The 13,959-nt window shown below is 63.8% G+C and carries 14 protein-coding genes and 1 riboswitch; of the genes, 13 read left to right on the top strand and 1 reads right to left on the bottom strand.

Annotation, left to right across the window (positions count from 1 at the left end):
• Positions 1-7: 7 nt before the first annotated feature.
• From OSJ75_RS16655 to thiD, 8 genes are all read left to right on the top strand, one after another.
• Entirely contained in the window at positions 8-1,063 is a 1,056-nt protein-coding gene (locus tag OSJ75_RS16655) for a dipeptidase (protein ID WP_267228807.1), read from the top strand.
• A gap of 33 nt (positions 1,064-1,096) precedes the next feature.
• Entirely contained in the window at positions 1,097-2,707 is a 1,611-nt protein-coding gene (locus OSJ75_RS16660) for an ABC transporter substrate-binding protein (protein WP_250020192.1), read from the top strand.
• Positions 2,708-2,754: 47 nt separating this feature from the next.
• A complete protein-coding gene (locus OSJ75_RS16665; protein ID WP_416362582.1) occupies positions 2,755-3,807 on the top strand; it encodes an ABC transporter permease in 1,053 nt (350 codons plus the stop codon).
• On the top strand, positions 3,804-4,727 hold the full coding sequence (nikC, locus tag OSJ75_RS16670; protein WP_267228808.1) for a nickel transporter permease: 924 nt from the start codon (positions 3,804-3,806) through the stop codon (positions 4,725-4,727). The genes OSJ75_RS16665 and nikC overlap by 4 nt, the downstream gene beginning before the upstream one ends.
• A complete protein-coding gene (locus OSJ75_RS16675) occupies positions 4,724-5,554 on the top strand; it encodes an ABC transporter ATP-binding protein (protein ID WP_267228809.1) in 831 nt (276 codons plus the stop codon). Before nikC ends, OSJ75_RS16675 begins: the two co-directional genes overlap by 4 nt.
• Positions 5,551-6,297, top strand: coding sequence for an ABC transporter ATP-binding protein (locus tag OSJ75_RS16680; RefSeq protein ID WP_267228810.1), 747 nt, complete (start codon positions 5,551-5,553; stop codon positions 6,295-6,297). Before OSJ75_RS16675 ends, OSJ75_RS16680 begins: the two co-directional genes overlap by 4 nt.
• Positions 6,298-6,383: 86 nt before the next feature.
• Positions 6,384-6,486, top strand: a riboswitch (TPP riboswitch).
• A gap of 59 nt (positions 6,487-6,545) precedes the next feature.
• Positions 6,546-7,205 (top strand): thiamine phosphate synthase, encoded by a 660-nt coding sequence (gene thiE, locus OSJ75_RS16685; RefSeq protein ID WP_267228811.1) that lies wholly within the window; start codon positions 6,546-6,548, stop codon positions 7,203-7,205.
• Positions 7,202-7,999: a bifunctional hydroxymethylpyrimidine kinase/phosphomethylpyrimidine kinase gene (gene thiD, locus OSJ75_RS16690; protein WP_267228812.1), complete on the top strand. Its 798-nt coding sequence runs from the start codon at positions 7,202-7,204 to the stop codon at positions 7,997-7,999. Before thiE ends, thiD begins: the two co-directional genes overlap by 4 nt.
• Before the next feature lie 13 nt (positions 8,000-8,012).
• Here thiD and OSJ75_RS16695 read toward each other — a convergent pair whose 3' ends face one another.
• Positions 8,013-8,816 (bottom strand): lytic transglycosylase domain-containing protein, encoded by an 804-nt coding sequence (locus OSJ75_RS16695; protein WP_267228813.1) that lies wholly within the window; start codon positions 8,814-8,816, stop codon positions 8,013-8,015.
• 260 nt (positions 8,817-9,076) lie between these two features.
• On the opposite strand from OSJ75_RS16695, the gene OSJ75_RS16700 reads away from it, so the two are divergent.
• The 5 genes from OSJ75_RS16700 to OSJ75_RS16720 all read left to right on the top strand — a co-directional run bounded on the left by OSJ75_RS16700 (position 9,077) and on the right by OSJ75_RS16720 (position 13,929).
• A complete protein-coding gene (locus tag OSJ75_RS16700; protein ID WP_267228814.1) occupies positions 9,077-9,808 on the top strand; it encodes a FadR/GntR family transcriptional regulator in 732 nt (243 codons plus the stop codon).
• 32 nt (positions 9,809-9,840) lie between these two features.
• Complete coding sequence (locus OSJ75_RS16705) at positions 9,841-10,821, top strand: sialic acid TRAP transporter substrate-binding protein SiaP (protein WP_416362579.1); 981 nt, start codon at positions 9,841-9,843, stop codon at positions 10,819-10,821.
• A gap of 79 nt (positions 10,822-10,900) precedes the next feature.
• Positions 10,901-11,476 (top strand): TRAP transporter small permease, encoded by a 576-nt coding sequence (locus OSJ75_RS16710; RefSeq protein WP_250020201.1) that lies wholly within the window; start codon positions 10,901-10,903, stop codon positions 11,474-11,476.
• A 3-nt stretch (positions 11,477-11,479) separates the two neighbouring features.
• The gene (locus OSJ75_RS16715; protein ID WP_250020202.1) at positions 11,480-12,886 is read left to right on the top strand and encodes a TRAP transporter large permease; all 1,407 of its coding nucleotides are present in this window, start codon (positions 11,480-11,482) and stop codon (positions 12,884-12,886) included.
• Positions 12,883-13,929, top strand: coding sequence for an L-idonate 5-dehydrogenase (locus OSJ75_RS16720; RefSeq protein WP_267228816.1), 1,047 nt, complete (start codon positions 12,883-12,885; stop codon positions 13,927-13,929). Before OSJ75_RS16715 ends, OSJ75_RS16720 begins: the two co-directional genes overlap by 4 nt.
• Positions 13,930-13,959 lie beyond the last annotated feature (30 nt).

Genomic DNA, 13,959 nt, shown 5'->3' on the forward strand with positions numbered 1-13,959 from the left:
AGTTGAAATGCAGTCTGTCTTCGATGGTCACAACGATGTCCTCTACCGCTTGTGGAAACACTCGAAAGAAGGCGCCGATCCCGTCCGGGAATTCATCGATGGCACGCCGACCGGCCACATAGACAAGCGAAGGGCGATCAAGGGCGGGCTCGCCGGCGGCCTCTGCGCGATCTACGTGCCCTCCGGCGATCTCGCCTTCCGCGCTCCCGATGCCAACGGCCATTATTCGACGCCGCTGGCTGCGCCGCTCGAACGGGCGCCGTCGCTCGATATCGCCGTCGAAATGGCCGCGATCGCCTTGCGCATGGACAGGGCCGGGGCCTGGAAGCTCTGCCGCAGCACCGCCGACATCAGGCAATGTATGGAAGACGACATGTTCGCCGCCGTCCTGCACATGGAAGGTTGCGAAGCGATCGGCGAAGACCTCGCCGCGCTGGACCTGTTCCATGCGGCCGGGTTGCGCAGCCTCGGGCCGGTCTGGAGCCGCCACAACATATTCGGCCATGGCGTGCCGTTTGCCTATCCGATGAGCCCCGATACTGGCGATGGGCTGACGCATGCGGGCGAGGAACTGGTGCGCCGCTGCAACCAGCTCGGCATATTGGTCGATCTGGCGCATATCACCGAGAAAGGCTTCTGGGACGTGGCGCGCATCAGCGACCAGCCGCTGGTCGCCAGCCATTCCAACGTGCATTCGCTGACCCCCGTGGCGCGCAACCTGACGGACAGGCAGCTCGACGCCATCCGCGAGTCGAAGGGCGTTGCCGGGCTGAATTACGCGGTCGCCATGCTGCGGCCAGATGCGCGCGAAAACGCCGAAACGCCGCTTTCCGACATGGTCCGCCATATCGACTATATGGTGCAGAGGATGGGTATCGACTGCGTGGCCCTTGGCTCAGACTTCGATGGTGCTAAAATCCCCGCGGAAATCGCCGATGCCGCCGGAAATCAGAGATTGGTGACGGCGCTGCAAAAGGCGGGATACGGGCAAGAGGATCTCGCAAAGATCTGCCGCGACAACTGGTTGCGCGTGCTGCGCTCCGCATGGCACGAAGACAATTAAAAACAACTGCTCTAGAACAGGGAACCGAACGACATGTTTATGCAAAGGATCAACCCCAAATTCCGGCTCATGTTGAGCGGCGCGGCGCTTTCCGCGCTGGTGTTCTCCAGCATTCCGGCATTGGCCGAGACGCCGCCGGACACGCTGGTCGAAGCTTTCGCCATCGACGATGTCATCACGCTCGATCCGGCGGAAGCCTTCGAGCTGACGATGGGCGAGATCAATGGCAACACCTATGACAAGCTCGTGCGCCTCGACGTCAACGATCCGTCCAAGATCGTCGCCGACCTCGCCGAAAGCTGGACGGTGTCGGACGATGGCCTGACCTATACGTTCAAGCTGAAGCAGGGGTTGAAGTTCGCTTCCGGCAATCCCCTCACTGCCGAGGACGTGGCCTATTCCTTCGAGCGCGCCATCAAGCTCGACAAGTCCCCGGCATTCATCCTGACGCAGTTCGGCCTCAAGCCCGACAATGTCGCGGAAAAGGCCAAGGCGACCGATCCTTCGACATTCGTGTTCACGGTGGACCAGGCCTATGCGCCGAGCTTCGTGCTCAACTGCCTGACATCGACCGTCGCTTCGGTGGTCGACAAGAAGCTGATCCTCGAACACGTCGTCAATGATGATTTCGGCAATGCCTGGATGAAGACCGCCTATGCCGGTTCCGGCCCGATGAAGATCCGCGACTGGCGCGCCAACGAGATCATCGTCCTCGAGCGCAACGACAATTATTATGGCGAGAAGGCACCGCTCACCCGCGTGATCTACCGCCATGTGAAGGAAAGCGCGGCGCAGCGCCTGCTTCTCGAAAAGGGCGACATCGACATCGCGCGCAATCTGGAGCCGAACGATCTCGAACAGGTCACCAAGAACAGCGACATCACCACGGTCAGCGCGCCCAAGGGCACGATCTATTATTTCAGCCTCAACCAGAAGAACGAGAACCTGGCGAAGCCGGAAGTGCGCCAGGCGCTGAAATATCTGGTCGATTACGATGCGATCGGCGAAAAACTGATCAAGGGCATCGGCGAGATACACCAGACCTTCCTGCCGAAGAACATTCTCGGCCAGCTCGACGAAAAGCCGTTCAAGCTCGACGTGGCGAAGGCCAAGGAGCTTCTGGAAAAGGCCGGTCTCAAGGACGGCTTCACCGTCACCATGGACGTGCGCAACAACCAGCCGGTCACCGGCATCGCCGAGTCCGTGCAGCAGAGCTTCGCGCAGGCTGGCGTCAAGCTCGAGATCATCCCCGGCGATGGCAAGCAGACACTGACCAAATTCCGCGCCCGCACGCACGACATGTATATCGGCCAGTGGGGCGTCGATTATTGGGACCCGCATTCCAATGCGGAAACCTTCACCAGCAATCCCGACAATGCCGATACCGGCACCAACAAGACGCTGGCCTGGCGCAATGCCTGGGACGTGCCCGAACTGACCAAGGAGACCAGGCAGGCCTTGCTGGAACGCGATCCGGAGAAGCGCGCCACCATGTATCAGGACCTGCAGCGCAAGGTGCTGGAGACGAGCCCGTTCGTCATGCTGTTCCAGCAGATCGAGGTCGCCGGGGTGCGGGCGAATGTCAAGAACCTGAAGCTCGGGCCGTCATTCGACACCAATTACGTGTTCAATGTCTCCAAGTGATTGGGGTCTCCAAGTGATTGGGACATGAATCGGTGACTATCCCTGATATCAATCCGGGGTCCGGGCGCTCTGGCGCCTGGGCTTCGACCTTCGCCTGGGCGCTTGGACGTTTCCTGCTCATCGGCGCGATCACATTCCTCGGGCTGCTGGCGGTCACGTTCTTCATCGGCCGTGTCATCCCCATCGATCCGGCCATCGCCATCGTCGGCGACCGCGCACCGGCCCATGTGGTCGAGCGCGTGCGGGAGGAGCTCGGGCTCAACCTGCCGCTCTACCAGCAGTTCGTCCTCTATGTGAAAGGCGTGCTTCAGGGCGATTTCGGCAATTCCGTGCTGACCACCAATCCGGTCATGGCCGACATCCGCCGCGTCTTTCCGGCCACGATGGAGCTTGCCACCTTCGGCACGCTCATCGGCGCGGTGTTCGGCATCCCGCTTGGCGTGCTTGCCGCCGTCAAGCGCGGCAGCCTCATCGACCAGATCGTCCGCATCATCGGCCTCATCGGCTATTCGATGCCGATCTTCTGGCTCGGCCTGCTCGGACTGCTGCTGTTCTATGCCAAGCTCGGCTGGACGTCCGGCCCCGGCCGCATCGACGTCGTCTACGAATATACGTTCACGCCGATCACCGGCTTCTACCTGCTCGATGCGATCCTGCAGAACAATTGGGATGCTTTCCGCAACATATTCAGCTTCATCATCCTGCCGGCATCGCTGCTCGGCTATTTCTCGCTCGCCTATATCAGCCGCATGACGCGTTCCTTCATGCTCAATGAGCTCGAGCAGGAATATGTCATCACCGCCCGCGCCAAGGGCCTGTCCGAAACGCGCATCATCTGGGCCCATGCGCTGCGCAATGCCGCCGTGCCGCTCGTGACCGTGATCGCCCTGTCCTATGCCGGGCTGCTCGAAGGTTCGGTGCTGACGGAAACGGTCTTCTCCTGGCCGGGCCTCGGCAGCTACATCACCAATTCGCTGCAGAATGCCGACATGAACGCCGTGCTTGGCGGTACGATCGTCATCGGCGCGGTGTTCATCGCAGTCAACCTCCTGTCCGATCTGCTCTATCGGGCCCTCGACCCACGGACGCGCAAACGATGAACGCTCCCTCACGCAGCATGACCCGCCGGGAATGGCTCACGACAGACAGGCCGCAATCGCGCCTGCAGGCACGGCTTGGCCGCGCCTATCTCGTATGGAGCCGCTTTGCCAGCAACAGGCTGGCCGTTGCAGGCCTCGCCATCATCGTCGCGCTTCTCCTTGTCGCCATCTTCGCGGGCTACCTCGCGCCGCATTCGCCGGTCAGCGGCGACCTGCGCAATGCACGGCTATTGCCCCCCGGCGGCGAATACTGGCTCGGGACGGACGATCAGGGCCGCGATATCCTCTCGCGCCTCATCTATGGCTCCCGGCTCACGCTCTACGTCGTCGTGCTGGTCGCCATCATCGCCGCGCCCATCGGCCTGCTCGTCGGCACCGTGTCCGGCTATGCCGGTGGCTGGGTCGATGCCATCCTGATGCGGATCACCGACATCTTCCTGGCATTCCCGAAACTCATTCTCGCACTGGCCTTCGTCGCCGCCCTCGGACCGGGCATCGAGAATGCCGTCATCGCCATCGCCATAACCTCGTGGCCGCCCTATGCGCGCATCGCCCGCGCCGAGACGCTGACGGTGCGCAATTCCGATTACATCGCCGCGGTGCAATTGATGGGCGCTTCGCCGCTGCGGATCGTCCTGCGCCACATCATGCCGCTCTGCCTGTCTTCGCTGATCGTCCGGGTGACGCTCGACATGGCCGGCATCATCCTCACCGCCGCCGGCCTCGGCTTTCTCGGCCTCGGCGCGCAGCCGCCTCTGCCGGAATGGGGCGCGATGATCGCCTCCGGCCGCCGCTTCATCCTCGATCAATGGTGGGTGGCGGCAGCGCCCGGCTTCGCCATCCTCGTCGTCAGCCTCGGCTTCAACCTCCTCGGCGACGGCCTGCGCGACGCGCTCGATCCGCGGGGGAGCACCCAATGACGCTGCTGACGGTCGAAAACCTGCGGGTGCAGTTTCCGACGCGCACCGGCGTGGTCGATGCGGTACGCGGCGTGTCCTTCACGCTCGGCCGGGAGCGGCTCGGCATCGTCGGCGAATCCGGCTCCGGCAAGTCGCAGACCGGGCGCGCCATCATGGGGCTGACGCCGCCCCATGCGCGCATATCCGCCGACAGGCTCGAATTCGACGGAACCGACATGCTGGCCGCTTCGGCCAGGGAACGGCGGGCGCTGCGCGGCAACAGGATCGCGATGGTCCTGCAGGACCCGAAATATTCGCTCAATCCGGTGATGAGCATCGGGCGCCAGATCGTGGAGACGCTGCGGACGCATGAGCGCGTCAGCCGCGGCGAGGCACGCCGCCGGGCGCTCGACATGCTGGCCGCCGTGCAGATCCGGGATCCGGAACGTGTCTTCGACCTGCATCCGCACGAGGTGTCGGGCGGCATGGGGCAAAGGGCGATGATCGCCATGATGCTGATCACGGGCCCGGAACTGCTGATCGCCGACGAGCCGACTTCGGCGCTGGACGTAACCGTGCAGCTCGATGTCCTGCGCATCCTCGACGATCTGGTGCGCGACCGCGGCATGGGGCTGATCTTCATTTCACACGATCTGCGTCTCGTCTCGTCGTTCTGCGACCGCGTCATCGTCATGTATGCCGGCCGCATCGTCGAGGAGATCGCCGCGATGGAACTCGGCAATGCGAAGCACCCCTATACGCAGGGACTGTTGAACTGCATGCCGCAGATCGGCGCCGACAGGCATCCGCTTCCCGTCCTCGAAAGAAAGCCGGAGTGGGCCTCATGACCAAGCCGCTGATCATCGAATACCTGCAGGTGACCTATGACGGGTTCCAGGCCCTGCGCGGGGTCAGCCTCGACGTCAATGCCGGCGAATCCTTCGGGCTGGTCGGGGAATCGGGCTCGGGGAAATCGACGCTCCTGCGCGCGGTGGCAGGTCTTGCTCCCGTGACCGGCGGGACGATCACCGTCAATGGCAATCCCCTGGGCAGCACCAGGACCAAGGCGTTCTACCGCGACGTCCAGATGGTGTTCCAGGACCCCTATGGCTCCCTGCATCCGCGCCAGACCGTGGACCGGCTGCTGCTCGAACCGCTGGCGATCCATGGTTTCGACGATGCGGAGCGGCGCATCCTGCGGGCGCTCGACGAGGTCGGCCTCGGCTCGAGCTTCCGCTTCCGCTATTCGCACCAGCTTTCGGGCGGCCAGCGCCAGCGCGTGGCGATCGCCCGCGCGCTGATCCTCGAACCTTCGATCCTGCTGCTCGACGAGCCGACTTCGGCTCTCGACGCCTCGGTGCAGGCGGAAGTCCTCAACCTGCTGGAGCAGATCAGGCGCGACCGGGATCTCACCTTCGTCATGGTCAGCCATGATCTGGCCGTCGTCACCCATATGTGCGACCGGCTGATGGTGATGCAGAACGGCGCGGAGGTCGAGCGGCTGACGGCGGGGGCGCTGGCGCAGCAGGCCGTCACCCAGGACTATACCCGCAATCTCCTCGTCGCGAGCAAGGGCTTCGTGCGGCCCTGATATACCGGGCCTGACATCGGGCCACGGCAGATGGGCCGATCGAGGCGGCAGCGCATTGACTTCGCCCGCGCGCCGCCCCATCATGACTTCATTCCGAGGGGGGCATCCTACGATGCTGAGATGGCGGTGAGCCGGACCCTTGAACCTGATCCGGGTCATGCCGGCGTAGGAACGGGAATGGACATTCATCACGCTGTCTCAGCCTCGCCTTCGCACTTGTCCGGATCTCCAATCGATGGAGTGCCGAAGTGCCAGATGTAGATTACCGCCTCAATGCCATTGTCGATTTCGACGCCATAGGACCTGCGAGGGACCTCGGCGCGCTGGCGCTGGCTGCCGCCAGGGGCGGCGCGACGATCATCCAGTATCGCGACAAGAATTCGCCGACGCGCCAGATGGTGGAGCGAGCCCGCACCATCCACGCGGCGCTGCGGGGAACCGGCGTTCCGCTCGTCGTCAATGATCGCATCGACGTCGCCCTCGCTTCGGGCGTCGAAGGTGTCCATGTCGGCCGCGAGGACATGCTGGTGGCCGATGCGCGCCGTCTGCTCGGGCGGGACAGGATCATCGGCCTCACGGTCAAGAACGAGGACGATGCGCGGGCGGCGCTGGACGGCGATATCGACTATGCCTGCATAGGCGGTCTCTTCGAGACGCCGACCAAGCACAATCTCAGCCCCATCGGCTTTGACGGTTTCCGCCGCCTGGCCGCGCTGATCCGCCAGGGCAAGCCAGAGTTGCCGATCGGCGCCATTGCCGGGATCGGCCTTGCGCGCACGCCGCAGGCCATCGAAGCGGGCGCCGATGGCGTTGCCGTCATCTCCGCCATCTTCCGCCAGCCCGATGCCGAGGCGGCAGCACGGCAATTGCGCGAGGCGGTCGATGCGGCGCTGACGGTTCGCGCATGACCGCCATCGCCCTGACCATCGCCGGCTCCGACAGTGGCGGCGGCGCCGGCATCCAGGCCGACCTGAAAACATTCTCGGCCCTCGGCGTCTATGGCGCCAGCGTGCTGACTGCCGTCACCGCGCAGAATACGCTCGGCGTCCACGCGGTCGAAAACCTGTCGCCCTCGATCATCCGCGCCCAGATCGATGCGGTGCTCGCCGACATCGCCGTACGGTCGATAAAGGTCGGCATGGTGTCCTCCGTCGCGACCATCGAGACCATAGCGTCGGCGCTGTCCGGCTGGGACAGGATGGTGGTGTTCGATCCGGTCATGGTCGCCACCTCCGGCGACCGCCTGCTGGAGGATGGCGCGATCGAGGCGCTTCGGGCGCTGCTTCTGCCGCGCTCGCTGCTGTTGACGCCAAACCTCGCCGAAGCCGCCTTGCTGACCGGCGAAGCCATTGCGCAGGATGAGCGCGCGATGATCCGCCAGGCTGAGCTCATGCTGGCGCAGGGGCCGGAAGCCGTACTGATGAAGGGCGGCCATGGCACGGGCGAGGACAGCACCGATGTGCTTGTGCGCCCGTCTGGCGTCCAGCGCTTCAGCGCCAGGCGGATCGATACCAGCAATGATCATGGAACGGGCTGCACGCTGTCGGCGGCCATTGCCGCGGAACTCGCCAAGGGCCAGCCGCTCGAGCAGGCGGTCGGCGCCGCAAAGGACTATCTGACGTCAGCCATGGCGGCTGCGACGAATATCAAAGTGGGGCAGGGCCGGGGGCCGGTGCACCATTTCCATCATTGGTGGAAGTAGCGGCGCTGGCCGGTTACGGGCGGGTCGTCGGCAGGGAAACCGCGGCGGGCGATGCCGCTGCCGGCTCGGCGCCATAGGCCATCTGCGCCGGCGTCGCCTGGGCCTGTGTCGCCTGGGCCAGTGTCGCCTGGGCCGGTACAGTCTGCGCGGGTGCGCTCTCTGCCGTCATGACCGCCGGCTTTGCCGTTGCAGCGCTCGACGGCTTCAGTCCGGTCTCTTCGAGCAGGCCCTTGCGCTTGGCCTGGTAATAATAGCCGCGGGAATAGAGCCGAACCGCCTGGTCCGGATTGCCATCGGCAACCATATAGGCTCCGGCGAGATATTTGACGCCGTATTTGAGATTGGTTTCCGCGTCGAGCAGATCCTTGGCGCTGCCCTTGTGGCCCATGCCGCGCGCGGTTGCGGGCAGCATCTGCATCAGGCCCCAATAGGGTCCGTTGCGCGCCGCGGGATTGAAGCGGCTTTCGCGATGCACGACGCGGCGGACGAGCGATTCCGGTACCGAATAGGCAACCGAATATTTGGATATGAGGCTGTCGAGGGCCGGGTCCGGCGCCTTGAAGGCTGCCGGGAGTGCTGCCGAGGCCGCTGACGGCTGGCTGGCCGGGGCGAGAGCAAGTTCCCTGGTTCCGGCCTGCGCGCTATCGGCCGCCGCGACGGCCTGCGAGGCTCCTGCCTCGGCGGTGCGGGGCGAGGGCTGCGGCACCGGCAGCGAGGACGCCTGCGGCAGTTTTGGATCGGTCGTGGTGCAGGCCCCGAGAGCGAGGCCAAGACCAAGACAGGCAAAGGTGCCGAGCAAGCGAATTTCAGACAGCATTTCTCACCGGTTTGACGATGGATCATCGAGTGGATTTCTCTTAGCCTGTTCGTGGCGGCACCCGGCAATCACTTTCTGATACAATGTGTAACAGCCGCCCGATGCCAACCGGCCGGCAGCGCCGCGTTTCAAGGCTGCGAGGCAAGAAAGCCCGCAACGCGGAGACGAGTTGACTCGCGCATATATATCAATGTATCAGTTGGCTATTGGTAAGACCAGTTTACCAGTCGGCGCAGAAGGGAGACTGCGCGGGAGGGAACATGTTTGCAGCCATCCAGCCGCGCCGGCTCTACCGGCAAGTGGCAGACCAGATCCGGCAACGGATCGAGGGCGGAGCATTTTCGGTCGGCGAGCGACTGCCCGGCGAGCGCGAGCTGGCCGAGGAACTGAGCGTTTCCCGCCCCACCGTGCGCGAGGCGCTCATTGCTCTCGAGGTCGAAGGCCTCATCCACATCCGCATGGGCTCGGGCATCTATGTCGCGCGGCAGACGCGGGACCGGCCGCTTTCGCTTCACTCCGAGGAACTGGAAGGGCCGTTCGAGCTGCTGCGCGCCCGCACGCTCATCGAATGCGCCATCGTCGAGGAGGCCGCGCTGGCGATAACGCCGGCCCATGTCGCGGCAATGGACGATGTGCTGACGCGCATGGCGCGAACCTTCAAGGATCCGCACCAGTCCATCATGCTGGACAGGCTGTTCCACACCACCATTTGCAGCATCATCGGCAATGCGGCGCTCGACCGCGTGGTCGGCGACCTGTTCGACCAGCGCCTGACGCCCTATTTCACCAGGCTCGCCAGCCATTTCGAAAGCCCGGCCTCGTGGCGCGAGGCGTTCGAGGAGCACCGCGCCATCCGCGACGCCATCGCGGCGGGCGATCCGGCGCGGGCGCGGTCGGTGATGCGCCATCATCTGCAGCAATCGCAATCGAGATTTTCCAGGAGCTTCGACGGGGAACTGGAAAGTGAGAAGGGGCGAACCAGCCCGGCATAAACCGAGACGATCCAATTCAATCTGGGAGGAGAATGAACGTGAAGATCAAATTTGCAAGCTTACTGGGCGCTGCGGCAGCGCTGACACTTTCGGCAATGGCCGCCCATGCCCAAACGACGCTGAAATGGGCGCATGTCTACGAGACGTCGGAACCGTTCCACACGGAATCCGTCTGGGCAGCCGAGGAAATCGCCAAGCGCACCAATGGCCGCTACAAGATCGACGTATTCCCGGCCTCGCAGCTCGGCAAGGAAGCGGATATCAACCAGGGCCTGCGGCTCGGAACGGTCGATATCATCATTTCCGGCTCGAGCTTCGCCGCCCGCGATTACAAGCCGATCGGCGTGACCTATTTTCCCTATATCTTCCGTGATCCGGATCACCTCATCGCCTATACGAAGAGCGATATCTTCAAGCGGCTCGCCGCAGGCTACGAGGAAAAGACCGGCAACCACATCACGGCCGTCAGCTATTACGGCACGCGCCATACCACGGCGAACAAGCCCATCGCCAAATGTTCCGACATGCAGGGCCTGAAGATCCGCGTGCCGGACGTTCCGGCCTATCTCGCAATGCCGCGTGCCTGCGGCGCGAACACGACCCCCATCGCCTTTGCCGAAGTCTATCTCGCGCTTCAGAACGGCACGGTCGAGGCGCAGGAAAATCCGCTGACCACCATCGAGGCGAAGAAGTTCTTCGAGGTGCAGAAGAACATCGTCCTCACCGGCCATATCGTCGATCACCTGAATACGGTGGTCTCCAAGCAGCTCTGGGCCAGCCTTTCCGACGAGGACAAGAAGATCTTCGAGGAAGTCATGCAGCAGGCTGCCGAGAAGACCACGAAGAACATCGCCGCCAAGGAAACGGAACTCGTCGCGGGCTTCAAGGAGCGCGGCCTGTCGGTCACCGAAGTGGACAAGGCCGATTTCGAGAAGACGGTTCTCGAAAAGGTGAAGTTCGAGGATTTCGGCTACGAGAAGTCCGATTGGGAAGCCATTCGCGCCATCAAATAGTCTTCGCGCAAGCATTTCGCACAGTGCCGGGCGGCATGGTCCGCCCGGTCGCCAGCTGACCTGACCACCGGAGACCGGCATGTCGAAAGAAGAGATCCATACCCAAGTGACGGCGGAAGAACTGGCGCATTCCTTCGAGGATGTGGCGCCCGTCGCCCGCATGTCCGATTACGCGGTGGAGGACTGGCTCACGCTCGTCGTGTTCTGGCTGATGACGGCCTGCGTCTTTCTGCAGTTCTTCACGCGCTACGTCCTCAATGACAGCTATGCCTGGACCGAGGAAATCGCCATCAACTGCCTTGTCGGCGTGGTCTTCCTCGGCTCCGTCATGTGTGCCCGCCTGTCGCGCCATATCCAGGTCGACGTGCTCTATCACTACCTGCCCGCAGGGGTGGCGCGGGTGCTCGCGACCTTCGTCGATATCGTGCGCATCGGCTTCTTCGCCTATGCCGTCTGGCTGATGTGGCGCTATGTCGAGATCGTCGCCGACGAGCGCATGGTCACGATCGACCTGCCGCGCAACATCGTGTTCTACGGCGTGCTCTTGTCCTTCATCCTGATGCTGCTGCGCTCGATACAGGTCTTCATCGCCAATCTGCGCCGGGGCTATTCCGTGCTGGAGCGGCCCGAAATGTTCCAGAACCTGGGGGATTGATTCATGTTGTTGCTGGTTGGATCATTCCTGGTCCTGATGCTCGTCGGCGTACCCGTCGCCATTTCGATGGCGGTCGCCTCGGTGCTCTATCTCGTCTTCTTCGGCGTCGCGCCGGATATCATCGTCGCGCAGCGCATGATCGCCGGCGTCGAGAGCTTTCCGCTCCTCGCCGTGCCGTTCTTCATCCTTGCGGGCAATCTGATGAATTCCGCCGGCGTCACCGGCCGCATCTATTCCTTCGCCGTCGCTCTCGTCGGCTGGATGAAGGGCGGCCTGGCGCAGGTCAATATTGTCGGCTCCGTCATCTTCTCGGGCATGTCCGGCACCGCGCTCGCCGATGCGGCGGGTATCGGCACCATCGAGATCAAGGCGATGAAGGACCATGGCTATCCGGTGGAAGCCGCCGTCGGCGTCACCGCCGCCTCGGCGACGCTCGGGCCGATCTTCCCGCCTTCGCTGCCCTTCGTCATCTATGGGATGATGGCGAATGTGTCGATCGGCGCGCTGTTCATGGCCGGCATCCTGCCCGGCATCGTCATGACCGTGCTGATGATGGTGACGGTCGCCATCTTCGCCTATCGCCGCAGCTGGGGTTCGGATGCGCCGTTCCAGATCAAGCAATTGCTCGAGGCGTCGCTTGAAATCGTCGTCGTCGCCTGCGTCCCGGTCCTCATCTATCTGCTCACCCTGACCGGGCTTTCCATCAATGCCTCGGTCGGCATCGCGTTGGTGCTGCTGCTCGCCGCCGACTGGTATTTCGACTTCTCCGCCGTCATGGCGCTGATGACGCCGGTCATCCTGATCGGCGGCATGACGATGGGCTGGTTCACCCCGACGGAAGCCGCCGTCGCCGCCGTGCTCTGGTCGCTGTTCCTCGGCCTGGTGCGCTATCGCACCATGACGCTTTCCAGCCTCGCCAAGGCGAGTTTCGATACGATCGAGACCACCGCGTCGGTGCTGTTCATCGTCACCGCCGCCTCCGTCTTCGCCTGGCTCCTGACGGTCAGCCAGGCAGCGCAGCTGCTGTCGACGGCGATCCTTTCGATCACCGAGAACAAATGGGTCTTCCTCATCCTCGTCAATCTCCTGATGCTGTTCGTCGGCTGCTTCCTCGACACGATCGCCGCAATCACCATCCTCGTGCCGATCCTGCTGCCGCTGGTGATCAAGTTCGGCATCGATCCGGTGCATTTCGGCCTGATCATGACGCTCAACCTGATGATCGGCCTGCTGCATCCGCCGCTGGGGATGGTGCTCTTCGTCCTCTCCCGCGTGGCGAAACTCTCGGTCGAGCGCACCACCATGGCGATCCTGCCCTGGCTCGTGCCGCTCTTCATCGCGCTGATCGCCATCACGTTCGTCCCGGCCATCACGCTTTGGCTGCCGACCCAGCTGGGCCTGGTGAAATGAGCGCGAAAACCATCGCGGCAACGCTCTTCGGCGCCGAGGATCTGCGCGTCGTCGAAACCGAGCTTGGTCCGCTTGCGCCCGGCATGGTGCGGGTGAAGTTCGGCGCCGGCGGCATTTGCGGCTCGGACATGCACTATTTCCGCCATGCCCGTACCGGAGATTTCGTGGTGAAATCGCCGCTGATCCTCGGCCACGAGGTTGCCGGCGAGGTGGTGGAACTCGGTTTCGCCACCTCCGGCCTTGCGGTCGGCGACAGGGTGGCGGTCAATCCCTCGCGCTGGTGCGGCACCTGCGCCTATTGCCATGAAGGCCGGCCGAACCTGTGCGAGAACATCTTCTTCATGGGTTCCGCCTCGAAGACGCCGCACATGCAGGGCGGGTTCGCCGCCCTGTTCGATGCGACCGCGGCGCAATGCGTCAAGGTTCCGGCGGAGCTGCCGTTCCAGGCGGCCGCGCTGGCGGAGCCGCTTGCCGTCTGCCTCCACGCGGTGCGCCGCGCCGGCCACGTCAAGGGCGCCTCGACGATCATCTTCGGCTCCGGTCCCATCGGGCTGCTGACGCTGCTTGCGCTCAAACATGCCGGCGCCCGGTCGGTCGCCATGGTCGACATCGCGGCGGCGCCGCTGAAATTCGCCCGCGAGCTCGGCGCCGACCAGACGATCGACATTTCCGGCGGCGCCGACGAACTCGCCGCCTATGCCGCGGCGACGCCCTATGACATGGCGTTCGAGATATCCGGCACGGCTGCCGGCCTTGCATCCGCCATCCGCACGGTCCGCCGCGGCGGGCGCGTCATCCAGGTCGGCAATCTCGCCGGCGGCATGATCGAGCTTCCGGCCAATGCGATCATGGCCAAGGAACTCGACCTCGTCGGCACGTTCCGCTTCGGCGAGGAGTTCTTCGAGGCGGTGGAACTGATCGTCGACAACAGGATCGACGTTCTTCGCCTCGTCACCGGCGAATACAGGCTGGAAGATGCGCCGGCGGCGTTCCGCACCGCGCTCGATCGTTCGCGCAGCGTGAAGGTCATGCTGACGGCATAGGCCCGGCCCGGACAGGCATGGCCGGATAGC

Origin of the sequence: Phyllobacterium sp. 0TCS1.6A (assembly GCF_026420825.1) — a bacterium.
GTDB lineage: Bacteria > Pseudomonadota > Alphaproteobacteria > Rhizobiales > Rhizobiaceae > Phyllobacterium.